Source organism: Qipengyuania mesophila (assembly GCF_019711655.1).
Classification (GTDB): Bacteria; Pseudomonadota; Alphaproteobacteria; order Sphingomonadales; family Sphingomonadaceae; genus Qipengyuania; species Qipengyuania mesophila.
On record NZ_JAIGNU010000004.1, the window covers coordinates 201962 to 219807 of the forward strand.

16 protein-coding genes are annotated in these 17846 nt (G+C 66.9%); 11 read left to right on the forward strand and 5 right to left on the reverse strand.

What is annotated here, in order from left to right; translation table 11 throughout:
* The first annotated feature begins 160 nt into the window (after window positions 1-160).
* The 8 genes from K3181_RS15215 (at window position 161) to lexA (ending at window position 8694) form a co-directional block, all read left to right on the forward strand.
* The gene (locus K3181_RS15215) at window positions 161-2095 is read left to right on the forward strand and encodes a peptidylprolyl isomerase (RefSeq protein WP_221603973.1); all 1935 of its coding nucleotides are present in this window, start codon (window positions 161-163) and stop codon (window positions 2093-2095) included.
* A 7-nt stretch (window positions 2096-2102) separates the two neighbouring features.
* Window positions 2103-3602 (forward strand): anthranilate synthase component I, encoded by a 1500-nt coding sequence (gene trpE, locus K3181_RS15220; RefSeq protein ID WP_221603974.1) that lies wholly within the window; start codon window positions 2103-2105, stop codon window positions 3600-3602.
* Window positions 3599-4435, forward strand: coding sequence for a phosphodiester glycosidase family protein (locus tag K3181_RS15225; protein WP_221603975.1), 837 nt, complete (start codon window positions 3599-3601; stop codon window positions 4433-4435). Before trpE ends, K3181_RS15225 begins: the two co-directional genes overlap by 4 nt.
* Window positions 4432-5394: a prolyl aminopeptidase gene (gene pip / locus K3181_RS15230; RefSeq protein ID WP_221603976.1), complete on the forward strand. Its 963-nt coding sequence runs from the start codon at window positions 4432-4434 to the stop codon at window positions 5392-5394. Before K3181_RS15225 ends, pip begins: the two co-directional genes overlap by 4 nt.
* Before the next feature lie 76 nt (window positions 5395-5470).
* Window positions 5471-6085, forward strand: a complete 615-nt coding sequence (locus K3181_RS15235) for an anthranilate synthase component II (RefSeq protein WP_221603977.1) — start codon at window positions 5471-5473, stop codon at window positions 6083-6085.
* Window positions 6082-7074 (forward strand): anthranilate phosphoribosyltransferase, encoded by a 993-nt coding sequence (gene trpD, locus K3181_RS15240; protein ID WP_221603978.1) that lies wholly within the window; start codon window positions 6082-6084, stop codon window positions 7072-7074. Before K3181_RS15235 ends, trpD begins: the two co-directional genes overlap by 4 nt.
* Before the next feature lies 1 nt (window position 7075).
* Window positions 7076-7861, forward strand: a complete 786-nt coding sequence (gene trpC / locus K3181_RS15245) for an indole-3-glycerol phosphate synthase TrpC (protein WP_221603979.1) — start codon at window positions 7076-7078, stop codon at window positions 7859-7861.
* Between the two features lie 143 nt (window positions 7862-8004).
* Window positions 8005-8694 (forward strand): transcriptional repressor LexA, encoded by a 690-nt coding sequence (gene lexA, locus K3181_RS15250; protein WP_221603980.1) that lies wholly within the window; start codon window positions 8005-8007, stop codon window positions 8692-8694.
* A 15-nt stretch (window positions 8695-8709) separates the two neighbouring features.
* Here the strand turns inward: lexA and K3181_RS15255 are convergent, their stop codons facing one another.
* Window positions 8710-10893, reverse strand: coding sequence for a ComEC/Rec2 family competence protein (locus K3181_RS15255; protein ID WP_221603981.1), 2184 nt, complete (start codon window positions 10891-10893; stop codon window positions 8710-8712).
* A gap of 28 nt (window positions 10894-10921) precedes the next feature.
* On the opposite strand from K3181_RS15255, the gene gltX reads away from it, so the two are divergent.
* The 3 genes from gltX to K3181_RS15270 are packed head-to-tail and all read left to right on the forward strand — an operon-like array spanning window position 10922 to window position 13860.
* Window positions 10922-12370: a glutamate--tRNA ligase gene (gltX, locus tag K3181_RS15260; RefSeq protein ID WP_221603982.1), complete on the forward strand. Its 1449-nt coding sequence runs from the start codon at window positions 10922-10924 to the stop codon at window positions 12368-12370.
* Window positions 12371-12380: 10 nt separating this feature from the next.
* Window positions 12381-13667 (forward strand): citrate synthase, encoded by a 1287-nt coding sequence (locus K3181_RS15265; protein ID WP_221603983.1) that lies wholly within the window; start codon window positions 12381-12383, stop codon window positions 13665-13667.
* Window position 13668: 1 nt separating this feature from the next.
* Window positions 13669-13860: a hypothetical protein gene (locus K3181_RS15270; RefSeq protein WP_221603984.1), complete on the forward strand. Its 192-nt coding sequence runs from the start codon at window positions 13669-13671 to the stop codon at window positions 13858-13860.
* Here the strand turns inward: K3181_RS15270 and K3181_RS15275 are convergent, their stop codons facing one another.
* From K3181_RS15275 to K3181_RS15290, 4 genes are all read right to left on the reverse strand, one after another.
* Complete coding sequence (locus tag K3181_RS15275) at window positions 13861-15261, reverse strand: sensor histidine kinase (protein WP_221603985.1); 1401 nt, start codon at window positions 15259-15261, stop codon at window positions 13861-13863. It abuts the gene before it with no gap.
* A gap of 2 nt (window positions 15262-15263) precedes the next feature.
* A complete protein-coding gene (locus tag K3181_RS15280) occupies window positions 15264-16226 on the reverse strand; it encodes a hypothetical protein (protein WP_221603986.1) in 963 nt (320 codons plus the stop codon).
* Between the two features lie 35 nt (window positions 16227-16261).
* Window positions 16262-17440, reverse strand: a complete 1179-nt coding sequence (locus K3181_RS15285; RefSeq protein WP_221603987.1) for a hypothetical protein — start codon at window positions 17438-17440, stop codon at window positions 16262-16264.
* 87 nt (window positions 17441-17527) lie between these two features.
* On the reverse strand, window positions 17528-17824 hold the full coding sequence (locus K3181_RS15290; RefSeq protein WP_221603988.1) for an Hpt domain-containing protein: 297 nt from the start codon (window positions 17822-17824) through the stop codon (window positions 17528-17530).
* Window positions 17825-17846: the final 22 nt, after the last annotated feature.

The following is a 17846-nucleotide window of genomic DNA, read 5'->3' on the forward strand; positions in this document are numbered from 1 at the left end:
GCTATACCGGGCGTGGGATTGGCTCCGCTAGACAAGGTTTGATCGCACGTCAAAACCCTTTGCAACCTGTTGCCGGGAGGTCGCAGGGCGGATAAAGCGCCCCAACCCAACCAGGCCCCGCCTGATCGACAGCCGCCAGATACGGGATAGCCCGCACGCCATGTTCCAGTTCTTCCGCAATTTCTTCAAGACCAAGCTCGGCCTCGCGATCTCGCTGGCCTTCCTCGGTCTGATCGCCCTCGCCTTTGCCAGCGCCGATGTTTCCGGCAGCGGCGCATTCGGCGGAATTGCCGGCGGGGACCGGGTGGCTGTCGTCGGGGACGAAAAGATATCCACCGCCGACCTGGTTCGGGGCGCCAATAACGGCCTCGAAAGGCTGCGGCAGGAACAACCGACCGCGACGATGCAGGCCTTCCTGCGCGAAGGCGGTCTCGATAGCGCGCTCGATGCCCTGATCGGCCGCGCCGCGCTCAAGGGCTATGCCGAAAAACACGGGGTCCGTGTCGGCGACAATCTGATCAACAGCGAAATCCGCATGATCCCGGCCTTCCGCGGCCCCGATGGCAATTTCAGCGAGGATATCTACCGGCAGACGCTCCAGCAGCAACGCCTTACCGATGCACAGGTCCGCGACGATCTCGGGGTCGGCCTGCTGTCGCAGCAATTGCTGATCCCCGCCGGCTTCGGCGCGACCGTTCCCGACAAGCTGGCCTATCGCTATGCCCAGCTGTTCAAGGAACGCCGCAAGGGCGAGGTCGCTCTGCTTCCAGCGGCGACCTATGCGCCGACCGGCAAGGCCGATCCCAAGGTCCTGCGCGCCTATTACCAGAAGAATCGCGATGCCTTCGTCCGCCCCGAACGCCGGACGATCCGCTTCGCCACTTTCGATTCGAACGCGCTGGGCGACCGGGTCGAGCCGACCGATGCGGAGATCGCCGCACGCTACAAGCGCGACGCCAAGCAATATGCTGCCAGCGAAACGCGCAACGTGACGCAGGTCATCGTCCCGACCGAAGCCGCCGCCGATGCCATTCGGAAGCGCGTGGTCGCCGGCGAGTCCTTCGAAGCGGTTGCGCGCGAGGCGGGCCTGCGTGCCGCGCCGGTCGTCGATGTATTGCGCGAAGGCCTCTCGGGCCAAGCCTCGCCTGCCGTGGCCGCCGCCTATTTCGCCGCTGCGCGCGGCTCGATGACCAAGCCGGCACGCAGCCCGCTCGGCTGGCACATCGCGCGCATCGATGCCATCGACGCCACCCCGGCGCGCACGCTGGCCCAGGTGCGTGACGAGATCGCGACCGCGCTGCGCGAGGAAAAGCGCGTTCGCGGCTTGGCCGACCTCGCCAGCGAAATCGAAGAACAGCTCGACGATGGCGCGACGCTGGCCGAAGTCACCAAGGACCTCGATCTCGATCTCGAAAGCACCGAACCGGCGGTTGCCGACGGTCGCATCTTCGCTTCGCCCGGCAAGTCGGTGCCCGAGGTGCTGCGTCCCGCGCTCTCCACCGCATTCCAGATGGATGTGGAAGAACCCGAGATTGCGCCGGTCGAAAGCGGGCAGACCTATCTGGTCTACGAAGTCAGCGACATCGTTCCTGCCGCGACCGCTCCCTTCGACGAGATCGCAAAGCTCGTCGAGGCGCGTTGGCGCGCGACCGAAGGGATGAAGGCCGCTCAGGCGGCCGCCGACCGGGTCATGGCGCGCGTTCGCGCAGGCAAGTCGATCAGCGAGGCGCTGGCCGCCGAAGACCGTCGCGTGCCTCCCGCCCAGAAGATCGACATGACCCGCGAAGATCTCGCCCGCCAGCGCGAGCGTCGCATCCCGCCGCCGATCGCGCTGCTGTTCAGCATGGCCGAGGGGACGACCAAGAAGCTCGAAGCGGGCGGCGATGTCGGCTTCTTCGTGATCAAGGTCGACGATATTGCGATGGACGATATCGCCAACGACGATCCGCTGATCGCGCAGGCGCACCGCCAGATGGGCCCGCTCCTCGGCGACGAGTACGCCCAGCAGTTCGGTCGTGCGATGCGCGAGGATCTGGGCGTTTCGCGCAATCCGACGGCGATCGAAGCCGTGCGCAAGCAGCTGGTCGGGAATTGAGGCGCGCTTGAGTAGCGGCCTGAAAGGCGTCGAACGGGCACAAGCGGCACTGGCGCGAGGCAATCCTGCGCTAGTGTGGCGCGAAATCGTTGCCGATACCGAGACCCCGGTCGGCGCAGCGCTCAAGCTGTTCGAACCGGGGCGCGGAGATTTCCTGCTCGAATCGGTCGAAGGCGGCGAGATCCGCGGGCGCTACAGCCTCCTGGGGCTCGACCCCGATCTCGTCTTCCGCGCCACGGGCGAGAGTAGCGAGATCAATGCCAGATGGGGGCAGACGCGAGATGCCTTCGTCGCTTGCGAACAGGGCACGCTGGATAGCCTGAGGGCCCTGGTCGAATCCTGTCGCTGCGAAGTGCCCGAGGAATTGCCCCCTGCCCTCGCCTGCCTCGTCGGCCATTTCGGCTACGAGACCATCGGCCTAGTCGAAAAGCTTCCGCGCCCTTCCGCGGACCCGCTCGAACTGCCCGACATGCTGTTCGTGCGGCCCACGGTGCTGCTGGTGTTCGACCGGCTCAGCGATGCGCTGTTCTGCATCGCGCCGGTATGGCGCGACGGTTCGATCGAGCAGGCGGGCGAGCGGATCGACGAAGTTCTGCGCCGTCTAACCCGCGCGACACCCGGCGACAGGGCCGATGCCGCGCAGCATCCCGACCCCGCCCTCGCCCCGACGATGCCGGCGCAGGACTATGCGGCGATGGTGCTGCGGGCGAAGGAGTACATCGAAGCGGGCGACATCTTCCAGGTCGTGCTGTCGCAGCGCTTCACCTCACCATTCGCGCTGCCGCCGATGGCGCTCTATCGTGCGCTGCGCCGGGTCAATCCCTCGCCCTTCCTCTATTTCCTCGACATGCCGGGCTTCGCCATCGTCGGTTCGAGCCCCGAAATCCTCGTGCGCGTGCGCGACGGCGAGGTCACCATCCGACCCATCGCCGGGACCCGCCCGCGCGGCGCGACGCCGGCCGCCGATCGGCTCGCCGAGCGGGAGCTGCTGTCCGACCCGAAGGAACGCGCCGAGCACTTGATGCTGCTCGACCTCGGGCGCAACGACGTCGGCCGCGTCGCCGAATGCGGCACCGTCACCGTCACCGAGAGCTTCACCGTCGAGCGCTACAGCCACGTCATGCATATCGTCAGCAATGTCACTGGCCGAGTCGACCCGGCGAAGGATGCAATCGACGCGCTCTTCGCGGGCTTCCCCGCAGGCACAGTCAGCGGTGCGCCCAAGGTGCGCGCCTGCGAGATCATCGCCGAGCTCGAGCCCGCCACGCGCGGGCCCTATGCCGGCGGTGTGGGCTATTTCGCGCCCGACGGCTCGGTCGACAGCTGCATCGTGCTGCGTACCGCGGTGGTCAAGGACGGCACGATGCACGTCCAGGCCGGCGCGGGGATAGTCGCGGACAGCGATCCCGCCTATGAACAGAGAGAATGCGAAGCGAAGGCGGGCGCGCTGCTCGCCGCGGCGAAGGAAGCCGTCCGTCTCGCGAAGGAGCCCGGGTTCGGCCAATGAAAACGACTATCGCCGCGCTGGCGCTGCTGGCGCTGACTGCCTGTGAAGCCCAGCCCGAGGGCGAGCCCGTCGCCCGCGCTCGGATCGACGGCAAGGCGGAGGATGCTGCGCCCTCGCCCGAGCCGAGCCCGAGTGAAACGCTCGCCAGCCAGGTCGAAAGCGCCTGCCGCTCGATCATCTTCGAAGACACGCCGCTGACCCATTGCCTTGCCGTGCCCGAACGCAACACGATCGAAATGGCGCTCGGCTCGAACGGCAAGCCTTATCGCAGCCTCAAGGACTTCGCCGCTGCGAGCGACGGCGAGACGATTGCCTTCGCGATGAATGCCGGGATCTTCGATTCCGAAGGCACCCCGGTCGGCTATTTCGTCGAGAATGCCGAGCGTCGGCAGACGCTCGACACCGGCACCGGGTCGGGCAATTTCTACATGAAGCCGAACGGCGTCTTCTATGGCAGCGATGGCAAGTGGATGGTGCGCGAAACCGACTGGTTCCTCGCCAATGTCACCGACCGCCCGCAATTCGGCACGCAATCGGGCCCGATGCTGGTGGTCGACGGCAAGATCCACCCGCAGATCACGCATGACGGCCCCTCGCGGCTGGTGCGCAATGCGGTGGGCGTCGACGACGAGGGGCGCGCGCATTTCGTGATCTCGAACGCTCCGATCTCCTTCGGCAAGCTCGCGCGCTTCTACCGGAACGAACTCGAGGTGAAGAACGCTCTGTTCCTGGACGATACGGTTTCACTTCTGTGGAACCCCTCGACCGGGCGCCTCGATACGGGCGCGCCGATCGGCCCCATCGTCGTCGTCAGGAAGAAGGCCAGCGAATGACCCAGGACCGCCGTACGCTCTATCCCGAGATCGAACCCTACGAGACCGGCATGCTCGATGTCGGCGAGGGCCATTCGCTCTATTGGGAGCGTGTCGGCACGCCCGGCGCAAAGCCCGCGGTCTTCCTCCATGGCGGTCCCGGCGGCGGCATGGCACCCGATCATCGCCGCCAGTGGGACCCGGCGCTCTACGACGTCCTGCTGTTCGACCAGCGCGGCTGCGGCAAGTCGCTGCCCTTCGCCGAGATCGAGCACAACGACACCTGGCGAATCGTCGATGATATCGAACGCCTGCGCGAGATGTGTGGCCACGAAAAATGGCAGGCCTTCGGTGGCAGCTGGGGTTCGACGCTCGCGCTCGCCTATGCGCAGAAATATCCCGAACGCGTGAGCGAGCTGGTGCTGCGCGGCGTCTTCCTCGCCCGCCAGCAAGAAAGGACCTGGCTCTACAGCTACGGCGCGAGCGAAGTGATGGCCGAGCAATGGGACCAGTTCACCGGTCTCATCCCCGAGGACGAACGCGGCGATCTCGTTCGCGCCTATTACGAGCGCCTCACCAGCGATGACGAAGCGACGCGCCTCGCCGCCGCGCGCGAATGGTCGCTGTGGGAAGGCAATGTCGCCACGCTGCTGCCCAACGAGGCGCTGCTCGAAAGCTTCGGCGATCCGGCCAAGGCAGTCCCCTTCGCCCGCATCTGCGCGCGCTTCTTCCTCGAGGACTTCTTCCTCGAGGAGAACCAGCTGCTCGCCAATGTCGACAAGCTCGCAGGCATCCCCGGGATCATCGTCCAGGGGCGGCACGACATCTGCACTCCGCCGAGCGCCGCCTGGGCGCTGAAGAAGGCCTGGCCCGAAGCCGAGCTCTGGATCGTCCCCGATGCCGGCCACAGCGCCAGCGAGCCGGGCATCGTCGACGGCCTCGTGCGCGCGACCGACAAGCTGGCCGGCAAAACGGCGTGACGTCATAGGGACGTTTCGCGTCTCGCAGCTTTCCTTGCTTGAAAGGCCGGCGCTAGCGCCTCATTGACGCCGGAACATGACCGACAGACGTTCCATCCTCGTAATCGACAATTACGACAGCTTCACCTTCAACCTCGTCCATTACCTGATGGAACTGGGCGCCGGCGTGGAGGTGGTGCGCAATGACGCCATTTCGGCGCGCGAGGCCCTGGCGGCGGACCATGCGGGCTATCTCATCTCGCCCGGCCCCTGCACGCCGAATGAGGCGGGGGTCAGCCTCGACCTCGTGGCGGCATGCGCCGAAGCGGGCAAGCCGCTGCTCGGCGTCTGCCTCGGCCACCAGGCGATCGGCCAGCATTTCGGCGGGCGCGTGACCCGCGGCGGACTGATGCACGGCAAGACGTCACCCGTGACGCATGACGGCAGCGGCGTCTTCGCCGGGCTGCCCTCGCCCTATACCGCGACGCGCTACCACTCGCTCATCGTCGAGGACATTCCCGACTGCCTCGTGGTCAATGCGACCAGCGAGACGCCCGGGCTCGACGGCAGCAGCGTGATGGGCTTCCGCCATCGCGAACTGCCGATCCACGGCGTCCAGTTCCATCCCGAGAGCATCGCTACCGAGCACGGCCATGCGCTGCTCGCCAATTTCCTCGAAATCTGCGGCATCGCCGCGAAGGTCCCCGCATGAAGAGCCTCCCCGACGCCAGGCAGCATCTCGGCGAGGCGGAGGCCGAGGAAATCTTTGGCTGGATCCTCGACGGCGAGACATCCGAAGAAGAGATCGCGCGCTTCCTCGTCGACATGTCCGCGCGCAGCGAGACCTCGGACGAAATCGCCGGGGCGGCACGGGCGCTGCGGGCGCGGCTGATTCCGGTCGATGCCCCCGAAGGCACGGTCGACTGCTGCGGCACCGGCGGCGACGGCCATCACACGCTCAACGTCTCGACCGCCGTCAGCCTCGTCGTGGCGGCCTGCGGCGTGCCGGTGGCGAAGCACGGCAACCGCGCGGCGAGCAGCAAGGCGGGCGCGGCCGATACGCTCGAGGCGCTCGGCCTCGACATGGAAGCGGCGGGAAGAAGCGCCGAGAAAACACTGGCGGAACTGGGAATTTGTTTCCTCTTCGCCAAGAACCACCACCCCGCCATGGGCCGCATCCAGCCCATCCGTCAGACGCTCGGGGTGCGCACCATCTTCAACTTGATGGGGCCGCTGTCGAACCCCGCCGGCGTGCGGCGCCAGCTGATCGGCATCGCGCGGCCGGCCTATGTCCCGATCTATGCCGCCGCCAAGGCCAAGCTGGGGACCGAACGCACCTTCATCGCCTCGGGCGACGAGGGGCTCGACGAACTCAGCCTTGCGGGCGGCAACGAACTGGCCGACGTCGTTGATCACGATTTCGAGATGCGCCGCGTGGTCGCGGTGCAGGCGAACCTGCCGCATGCGCCGGTCGAGGCCATCCGGGGCGGCGATCCGCAGCATAATGCGCGGGCGCTGGAGGCACTGCTGATGGGCGCGCCCGGCCCGTATCGCGACGCCGTTCTGTTCAACGCCGCCGCGACGCTGATCGTCGCCGGACGCACCGACGACTGGACCGAAGGCGCGGAGATCGCCGCCGAGGCGCTCGATTCGGGCAAGGCCAAGGAATTGCTCGAACGCTGGATCGAAATGGCTGCGTGACATGAACAAGCTCGACGAAATCTGCGCGACGAAGCGCGAGGAAGTGGCGACACGCAAGGCGGCCCGGTCGCTCGCCGAACTGGGAGCGCTCGCCGCCGGCCAATCCGCGCCGAGAGGGTTCCGCGCCGCGCTCGACCGCGCCCAACAGGACGGCTTCGGGCTGATCGCGGAGGTCAAGAAGGCATCGCCCTCCAAGGGTTTGATTCGCGAAGACTTTCACCCTGCGGACCACGCCCGTTCCTATACCGAGGGCGGCGCAGCCTGTCTCTCGGTGCTGACGGATGCCCCCTATTTCCAGGGTCACGAGGACTATCTGGTCGAAGCGCGCGCCGCCTGCGAGCTGCCGGTGCTGCGCAAGGATTTCATGGTCGATCCCTGGCAGGTGCTCGAGGCCCGCGCGATCGGTGCCGACGCGATCCTGATCATTGTCGCCGCGCTCGACGACACGCTGATGGCCGAGATCGAGGCCGCCGCCTTCGACCAGGGCATGGATGTGCTGGTCGAGGTCCATGACGAGGCCGAAATGGAACGCGCTTCGCGGCTGCGCTCGCGTCTGATCGGGGTCAACAATCGCGATTTGCGGACTTTCACCACCGACCTTGCGACGACCGAGAGGCTCGCGCGGCTCGCGCCCGAAGGCGCATTGCTCGTGGGAGAAAGCGGCATCGCCAAGCATTCGGACTGCCAGCGACTCGCGCGGAGCGGCGTACGCTCCTTCCTCGTCGGCGAGAGCCTGATGCGGCAAGCCGATGTAGCGCACGCGACGCGCACTTTGCTGGAAGGCTGACCCCGCAGGGCCCAAAGCGTGAACGCCTGTTCCGCGCGCCATCGCGGAAAAATGGCGCGATTGCTTGACTTGACGAATCGAGTTGCTTACTTGTTCCGCATTCGTTCACAGATTTGTGAACAGGCGTAACGGGAGTTCGCATCATGCTGACCGCCAAGCAGCACGAGTTGATCCGTTTCATCCAGCAGCGGCTGGAAGAGACCGGTATCTCGCCGAGTTTCGAGGAAATGAAGGAAGCGCTCGACCTCAAGAGCAAGTCGGGCGTGCATCGCCTGATTTCCGCGCTCGAGGAACGCGGCTTCATTCGCCGCCTGCCCAACCGTGCGCGCGCGCTCGAAGTGGTCAAGCTGCCCGAGGATGCGGTGATGGGGTCGCCCAAACCCGCGGCGGCCAACGACGCGGTCGGGGCGGCGATGCCGACGAGGGCGGTCGCTCCCGAACCCGCCAACGACATCATCGACGTGCCCCTTCACGGCCGGATCGCCGCCGGCGCCCCGATCGAGGCGATCGAAGGCCAGTCCTCGATGCCCGTGCCCGCCGCCCTGCTCGGCCCCGGAGAACATTACGCGCTCGAGGTTTCGGGCGATTCGATGATCGAGGCCGGCATTTTCGACGGCGACTTCGCGCTGGTGAAGCGCACCGACAGCGCGCGTGATGGCGAGATCGTGGTTGCGCTGGTCGACAATGAGGAAGCGACGCTCAAGTACCTGCGCCGCGATGCGGGACGCATCCGGCTCGATCCCGCCAATGGCGCCTACGAACCGCAGATCTACGAAGCCCATCGGGTCCAGGTCCAGGGCAAGCTCGCGGGGCTCCTGCGCCGCTATCACTGAGTGGTCGGCGCGCGCTCACCGATCGGGCGCGTGCCACCATCCGTGGACACCCTGCTCCTGGCTCACCGTGTCTATCCGCTGGCGATCGAGGTAGATTGCGGTGCCGCCCTCGCGTTCGAGAAACCGGCGATCGGCCGTGAGCCAGCGCGGACGACAACTGCGCGGCAGGAAGCGCGGGGCAATGACGAGATCCGCCTTCGCGCAGGCCGCAGCTAGCGCGCGCTCCTCGACCAGTTCGCGGTTGCGCGCGACGAGAACCGCCCAGTCGCGTCCTCCCCGTCTCAGCGACAGCACGCAGAATTCATCGCTGCAGCGGCTCCCCGGCCATTGCTCCAGCAGCAACGGTTCGCGCATGCTGCCCGCGAGTTCGAGCAGATTGTCGCGCGCGTAGCCTCCCTCGCCCTCCCGCAGCACCAGCAGGCGCTCGCTCTCGTTCGCCACGCCGATATCGCGCCCGTCGCGCGTGATCAGGATGTCCGGCACCGGGGCCAGCACGATCAGCACGACCGCCACCGCGATCGGTGTCAGGCCATATATTCGCGTCCGCCCATGCCATAGCGCCAGCCACAGCGCGCCTGCTGCATAGAGCACGACCGTGCCAGTCGGGATGCGGGGCGCAAGCTTCACCGACCCGGGTTGGTCGGCGAAGAAATGCGCGATTCCGAGTAGTGCCTCGAGTGAATGCCCGACCAGCCACCACACCGGCCCGCCCGCCCCGACGAGGTCGAGCGCGAGCGCCAGCGCCACCAGCGGCATGGCGAGGAAGGTCACCAGCGGGATGGCGAGAAGATTGGCCGCCGCGCCATAGACCCCGGCCCTGTGGAAGTGGAACAGGACGATCGGCATGAGCGCCAACTCGATGACGAGGCCGGTCAGGAACAGCACGGCCGTCCGCCGACCGGCGCGCCGGAGCCAGCTCTCTTCGCGCGGCGCCAAAAACGCCCGGATCGCCGAGGCATTGTGCAGCGCGACGATCGCGATCACCGCGGCGAAGCTCATCTGGAAGCTCGGGCCGACAAGCGCCTCGGGCCACAGCGCCAGGACCACGCCCGCAGCCACCGCCACCATCCGCAGTGAAAGGGGTTCGCGCCCGATCGCCAGTGCGATCAGCACCAGCAGCGCCCCGATGCAGCTGCGAACCGTCGGCACCTCGGCCCCGGTCAGCAGCGTATAGCCGATCCCCGCCGCCGCAGCCGCGCCGGTCGCCACCAGAGGCAGACGCACGCGCAGCGCGAGCCACGGCCATAGCGCCAACAGCCTGAGCGCAAGGACATAGACAGCGGCGATGATCGCGCTGACGTGCAGTCCGCTGATCGAGAGCAGGTGCGTGAGCCCCGCATCGCGCATCGCCTCCTCGTCGGCCTCGGGGATGGCGCCGCGGTCTCCGCTCGCCAGCGTTGCGGCGACGGCACCGCGCGTTCCGCCGAGGCTTGCACGCACATGCGCCGACAGGCGCCGCTGTATCGCAGCCAAGGACAGTTCGGTTTGTGCCGCAGGTTCGACCAGCTCGATCTTGCCGACCAGGCTTCCCGTCGCACTGAGTCCCTCGAACCAGGCCCGACGCGCGAAGTTGTAGGCTCCCGGAACGATCGGCGGCGACGGCGGCATGAGCCGCGCTGCGAGGCGCACCCTTGCACCCTCGCGCAGGCCCGGGAGGTCCTCAGCAAGCGGTACATTGATCCGATAGGCCAACGCTCGCCCGTTGCCCCCATCGCGCGCCGCCAGAACCAGTCTGACGCGATCTTCGGCCGGCTGTTCCTCGCGCTCGAGGATGCGTCCGTCGATCCGCTCGAAGCGCGGTTGTTCGATCGGCTCCGCGCCGACCAGCGCCGAGCGCGCCCAGACCAGTGCGATGCCCAACGCCAGCGCGAGAGCGAGCGAGGCGAGCGCCGCCAAGACATGTCCTCGCCTCTCCCGCCCGCGCCACACCAGCGCCGCCGCAATCACACCGGCTAACGCGACGGAGATGGCTGCAAGCCAGTAAGCCGGAGCAGGAAGCGCGAACCACAGTCCGATTCCCGCTGCAAAGGCCACCACCAGCCAGGGTCCGCGGTCGAATTCGGCGCGTTCGAGGAAGGCGTCGAACTGTGCGGGGAAACTGGACAATCCCGCGCGCATGGGCCAAGGGCGCGGCACTGCATCGCGGGCCTCCTCGCCCGCCTCCCCCATCGGTACCGAAGGCGTCCCCCGCGTCGCCATGCACAGAGTTGAAAGGAAGCGAGAGACAATGGCAAGCGATAGCGGCAGCAAGGCCCCTCCGGTCGTCACCCGCTTCGCCCCCTCGCCCACCGGCTATCTCCACATCGGCGGCGCGCGCACCGCGCTGTTCAACTGGCTCTATGCGCGCCACCACGGCGGGCGCGTCCTGCTCCGCATCGAGGATACCGACCGCAAGCGCAGTACCCAGGACGCGATCGACAAGATTATCGACGGGCTCGACTGGCTTGGGCTCGAATTCGACGAGCCGCCGTTGTTCCAGTCCGACCGCGCCGAGCGCCACGCCGAGGTCGCGCGCAAGCTGCTCGACGCAGGCCACGCCTACAAGTGCTACGCCACGCCCGAGGAACTCGAGGCGATGCGTGCCGAACAGCGCGCCAACAAGCAGCCGATGCGCTACGATCGCCGCTGGCGCGATCGCCACGAAAGCGAAGCCCCCGAAGGCGCGCCCTACGTCATCCGGCTGAAGGTCCCGACCGAGGGCGAGACCACTATCGCCGACGAGGTCCAGGGCAAGGTCACCGTCCGCAATGCCGAGATCGACGATTACGTCCTCCTGCGCGCGGACGGCACCCCGACCTATATGCTCGCGGTAGTGGTCGACGACCACGACATGGGCGTGACGCATATCATCCGCGGCGACGACCATCTCAACAACGCCTTCCGCCAACTGCCGATCATCCGCGCGATGGACGCGATCGAGGGCGGCTGGCCCGATCCGGTCTATGCGCATGTCCCGCTGATCCACGGGCCCGACGGGGCAAAGATGTCGAAGCGCCACGGCGCGGTCGGCGTCGAGGCCTATCGCGACGACGAGGGCGTGCTGCCCGAGGCGCTGTTCAACTATCTCCTGCGGCTCGGCTGGGGTCATGGCGACCGCGAAGAGATCACCAAATCCGAGGCGATCGAACTGTTCGACCTCGACGGCGTGGGCAAGGGTCCCGCGCGCTTCGACATCAAGAAGCTGCAGAACCTCAACGGCCATTACATCCGCGCCGCGGATGACGCCCGCCTCGCCGCGATCGTCGCCGAGCGGATCGGACCGGAGGCCGACATAGCGCTGCTGACCGAAGCCATGCCGGTGCTCAAGACACGTGCGAAGTCGATCAACGAACTGGTTGAAGGGTCGGCATTTCTATTTGCCAAACGCCCGCTGGAGATGACCGACAAGGCGGCTGCGCTGATCGACGCCGAGGCGCGCGAGCGGCTCGCCGGCTTGTCCAAAATGCTGCATGTGCAAAATGACTGGACAATCGAGGCGCTGGAAGCCACTACGAAATCGTATGCGGAGGCCCTCGAGCTGGGTCTCGGCAAGCTCGCGCAGCCCATGCGCGCGGCGCTGACGGGCACGACCACGTCGCCCGGCATTTTCGATGTGCTGGTCCTGTTGGGCAAGGAAGAATCGCTCGCGCGTATCGATGCGCAGGCCCTTCCCGCAGGCACCGAAGAGAACGACTGAGGAGACACGCGTGGCCGACAAGCAGGCAACCCTCGATCTGGGCGGTCAGACCCAGGAATTCCCCGTGCTGCAGGGCAGTGTCGGGCCGGACGTCATCGACATCCGCAAGCTCTACGGCTCGACCGGTAAGTTCACCTACGATCCGGGCTACAAGTCGACCGCCAGCTGCGAGAGCGCGCTGACCTATATCGACGGCGAAGAAGGCGTCCTGCTCCACCGCGGCTACCCCATCGGCCAGCTCGCCGAAGGCTCGTCCTTCATGGAAGTCAGCTACCTGCTGCTGAACGGCGAACTGCCGAGCCAGGAAGAGCTCGACGACTTCACCTACACGATCACGCGTCACACCATGGTGCACGACCAGTTGCGTCAATTCTACCAGGGTTTCCGCCGCGATGCGCACCCGATGGCGATCATGTGCGGTGTCGTTGGCGCGCTTTCGGCCTTCTATCACGACAGCACCGACATCTCGGACCCCGAGCAGCGCAAGATCGCCAGCCACCGGCTGATTGCCAAGATGCCGACGATCGCGGCGATGGCTTACAAATATTCGGTCGGCCAGCCCTTCATGCAGCCGAAGAACGAGCTGAGCTATACCGGCAACTTCCTGCGCATGACCTTCGGTGTTCCGGCCGAGGAATATGAGATCCACCCCGCGATCGAACGCGCGATGGACCGCATCTTCATCCTCCACGCCGACCACGAACAGAACGCCTCGACCTCGACCGTGCGCCTCGCCGGTTCGTCGGGCGCCAATCCCTTCGCCTGCATCGCGGCCGGCATCGCCTGCCTGTGGGGCCCGGCGCATGGCGGCGCCAACGAGGCGGCGCTCAATATGCTGCAGGAAATCGGGTCGCCCGATCGCATCCCGCACTATATCGAGCGCGCCAAGGACAAGAACGACCCGTTCCGCCTGATGGGCTTCGGCCACCGCGTCTACAAGAACTACGATCCGCGCGCGACCGTCATGCAGCAGACGCTGCGCGAGGTGTTCGACGCGCTGAACGTCAACGACCCGGTGTTCGAAACCGCACTGAAGCTCGAGGAACTCGCGCTCAACGACGATTACTTCAAGGAAAAGAAGCTTTTCCCGAACGTCGATTTCTACTCGGGCATCATCCTCAACGCGATCGGTTTCCCGACGACCATGTTCACCGCGCTCTTCGCCCTTGCCCGCACCGTGGGCTGGGTGGCGCAGTGGAACGAGATGATCTCCGATCCCGCGCAGGTCATCGGCCGTCCGCGCCAGCTCTACACCGGCCCGACCGAACGCGACTACGTTCCGATCGGGAAGCGCTGAGATGCGCTTCGTCCTCATGGTCTTCGGAGTGGCGCTCATGCTCTCCGGAGGCCTATGGGCGCTCCAGGGCCTCGGCCTGGTCATGTGGCCGGCCGAGAGCTTCATGCTCGCCGAGCGCCAGTGGGCGCTTTACGGAGCGATCACATTCCTCATCGGGGCATTGCTGTTCTGGCGCGGTTCGCGCCGCCGCTGATCAGCGCGGCGTCTGCCGCAGATCGTCGGCCGCCGGCACCGAAAGGGTGAAGCGTGCGCCCTGCCCCGGCGCGCTTTCCACCGTCAGATCGCCGTCCATCGCGCGCGCAATTCGGCGCGAGATGTAGAGGCCGAGGCCCGAGCCGCCGTCACCGCTGCGCCCGAGCCGCTCGAATTTCTCGAACACTCGTTCCTGCTGCTGCTCGTCGAGTCCGTGGCCCTGGTCGGCAACGGTGATCAGCGCGCGGCTGCCGATGCGGTCGAGCCGGATCCACACCTGGCTCTCGTCGGGCGAATAGCGGATCGCATTGGCCACGAGGTTGAGCAGGATCTGCAGCACGCGGCGGAATTCGGCGATCGCCAGCTGGCTCTCGCCTTCGGGCGGGGCGACCAACGTGATGCCCTTTTCGCGCGCCCGCACCCCGAGGATGCCGCAGGCGCGGCGGGCGACGTCGGCCAGCTCGATGCGGTCGGGCGCAGTGACGAAATCCTCCGATTCGACCACTTCGAGATCGGACAAATCGTCGATCAGCGCGAGCAAGTGCTGCGCGGCCGTGGCGATGTCGGCGGCATAGGAACTGTATTCGTCCGCCAGCGGACCGGCGAGCTTGGTGCGGATCGTCTCGGCATTGGCGATGATCCGGTTGATCGGCTGGCGAAGTACCGGGGTCAGGTCGCGTCCGAACGAAGGTCCCTCGCTCGTCTCGACAGCGGCACCATCATCCGCGATCGCCAGAGGGCTGTCGGCGCTCAGGTAGAGCACGAAGCCGGCGCTGCCGGGTTGCGGTTGCCCCAGCGGCTCGAGATGCGCGGTCCAACTGCGCTGCGAGCCGTCGATCTCGCACCGCGCCCCGTCGAGCAGGCGCCAGTGCAACGGCTGCTGGTGCGCATTGCCGGGCAGGTCGACGAAATCGGTCCAGGGCTTGCCTACATTGGCGAGCGCCTTCTGCGCGAACTCGGCGAGATCGGGCGCCTCGGTCTCCACCGACAGCAGACGCTGGTTCGAATCGAGCCGTGCGGTGCAATCGGCCAAATGGCGGTTGATCTCGATCCGCCGCCGCGCCGCCGCGATATCGTTCTCGGGCGGCAGGTCCTCGCTCTGCCAGCTGACCACATCGATCGTGCAGCCCGCGGCCTCGCCCGCCTCGTTTGTCAGCGGAGCGATTTCCACCCAGGCCGTAATCCGGTGCTCGCCGTCGACCGCCTCGAACTGACGCGCGAGTCTCAGGCCGAAGCGCTGGGTCTTTTCGACCAGCGCGAGGAGTTCGGGGATGGCAAGCCGCGTGCCGACAGCGCCGCCGCAGGCCACCTGAAGCTGCGCGAGCGGCTCCTCGGCCTCGACCAGCCTGCCCTCGGTATCGGTCCGGGCATGCGCAAGATATCGTGTTCCGACAGTCGCCATGATCACTCGATTCCGGAAATAGATGTTTCGGCGAGCAAGCGGCGCGCCTCTTCTGTTGCAAACGCGGCGACGGCCCGCTGTGGCTCGGCCTGCGGATCGAGGCGCAGCACCTGTCGCTCGACATCGCCGCTATCGAGCCCGGCGGCGCGCAAACCCAGTGCGAGGCGGGCGGTCTGCTTGTGATTGGTCGACAGCACTGTGGCGGTGCGCGACTGTCCCGAACGGGTGGCGAGCGCGGAGAGGAACAGCGCCGCACCGGCCCGATCGATGTCGAGCGCCTGCAGGCCCTCGTTGCCCATAACCGTGACCACGCGTGCGAGGAGCGCAATCCGCCCCGCCCCTTCGTCGAACGCTTCGCGCAGCTTGCTCTCGGCGCGGATCATGGCATCGGAGCGGACCTGCCCGACATAGTCGCGCCAGCCCATCAGCAGGTGGTGGAACAGGTCGCCCGGCAATTCGCTGAGCGGAAGCTCCATCCGCCGCTGGCTCTGCGCAAACCGCGCCTGAGCGGTAAGCGAGGCCATCGCCGCGCTGGCGAGGCTGCTGTCTTCATCGGCGATCAACTCCTGCACCAGCGGCGAAAGGACAGGGTCAATGCCATATTGAACTTCCAGCTTTTCGGTCAGCTGCCATTCGATCGCCAGGGCGTGACAATGCGCCAGCAGCGCCGGACTGCCGAAGAAATGCTCCGCCAGCGCCGCGCCATGGCGCTCGGCAAAGGCTTCGCGCCCTGCCTGTCCCGCGGCTTCGGCCTGCGCCCGCAGCACCTGCCAGGCCAGATGGTGACACATGCCACGGATGCGCGCGACGATCTCGTCGCTGAACAGCGAATGGTCAGGCGTGGTCAGCAGATGCGACAGGATCGGCGCAATGCGCTCGAGCGCGGCATCTTCCGCAGCGAGCGCCTCGCGCAGGGTCTCCTGGTCCGAAGCGACCTCAGGGGATGCGGCATCAGGCATCGTCATGATCCAGAAATAGCATCGCCATGGTTAATTGCGCGTTATGTCTGCGGCTCGGACGTCAAGAACAGCGAGAGCAGCACTCCCAGAGCCAGCACCCCCGCCACCGGCTGCATGATACCGAGCACCGCCGCGGGGACGAGCAGGACGGTCAACAGGACCCGGTCGGCATAGCTGCGCCGCCAACGTCGGGCGGCGATCCGCTCGCCCAGGTGCAGCAGGCCGAACAAGACCACCGGAACGAACAGCCGCAGCCATTCGGAATCTTCCGGAGATGCGCGGGCGATCAGAATGACGAGCAGCGGATCGAGCAGGACAGTCAAAGCCTGGACGAGCATCGGCACCTGGGGGCGCAACTGGCCTGCATGGGCGACCCGCCGAACCACCCCTTCCATGGCGAAGAACAGCGCTGCCATCACGGCGAATCCGAAGCCCGGGATCATCCATCCGGCGATGGCGGAGGACAGGGCGAGGAGGCACGCGATCGCCGAGCTCAGCGCGAGAACACGCGGCAGATTGCCCCCCATCGTATCCTGCGCGAGCCGCACGCCAAGGCGCTCGGCAATCGCCAGCCCGGGCGCGCTGAAGGGCGCGACATCGGCATGACCGGCGACCCAGCTCCGTTCGCGCGCCGCCAGTTCCTCGGCAGAGGGGTCGCGCAGCCAGCCATGTTCGTCGAGCAGCCGGGTCTCGAGCGGATAGGTGCGTGTGCCGGACTGCAGCGCAATGCGTAGGAGCGCGGAGGGCGCATCGACATCGCCGGGCAGATGCGCCAGCTGTTCGACCGCACTCCCGCGCACCAGCAAGGCTCCCGCCCAGGCGAAATGCGCATCGATCCGCTCGTAGCCCCTTGCGATCGCCGGGTCTTCGGGAAACACGAGAATGCCGGGTTTGGCCAGGTGCCGTGCGATGGCTGCTTCGTCGGGCAGGACCCCCGCTTCGAAAACCAGCAATTCGTCCTGCGCGGCGACGATGCCCGACAGCTTGTGCGGATCGCGCAAGGCGATGAACCGCGCTCCTGCGGCCTCGGCACGATGCTGCAGAGCGATCACCTCGCGTCCCACCGTCCCGGCGAGACAAGCCACCGTTTCGCAGCCTGCCGCCAGCGCGATGTCGAGCTGGCGATCGACCAGGCGCGCACCGGCCAGCGTGCGGTACGGCGCAGGCACGGCGCGCGGATCGGCAGGGCTGTGGAGCACGGACAGCAGGGCGATGCGCACGCTTTACTCCGCATTGCGAATGGTTGGTCGAAATCCGCTTCTAGGGATGCCCTACCCCGCTCGCCAAGGGGGCTGCGCCGGTTTCCCTCAGTCGAGCGCGTCGATGAAGGCTTCGATCCGACGGATGACACTCGGATCGCCGGGTGCTCCCGAACGCGCCTCGGCCGCCAGGCCCATCAACTCGACGGCATGGAAACTCGCGGCGATCGCGTGAAGTCGCTCGGCAGCAACCTCCCAGTTCGCATCGCAGCGCGCCCTGCGCAGCAGGTCGAGCTGGCGCGCCGTGCTGTCGACGAATCCGGCACGTAGCTCGTTCCGGAGCGCAAGATCGTCGCCGGCCGCGCTCGCCAGGGCGGCAGTGAATGCAATGGAGTGGTACGCCATCGCCACAGCCTGCAGCCAATCG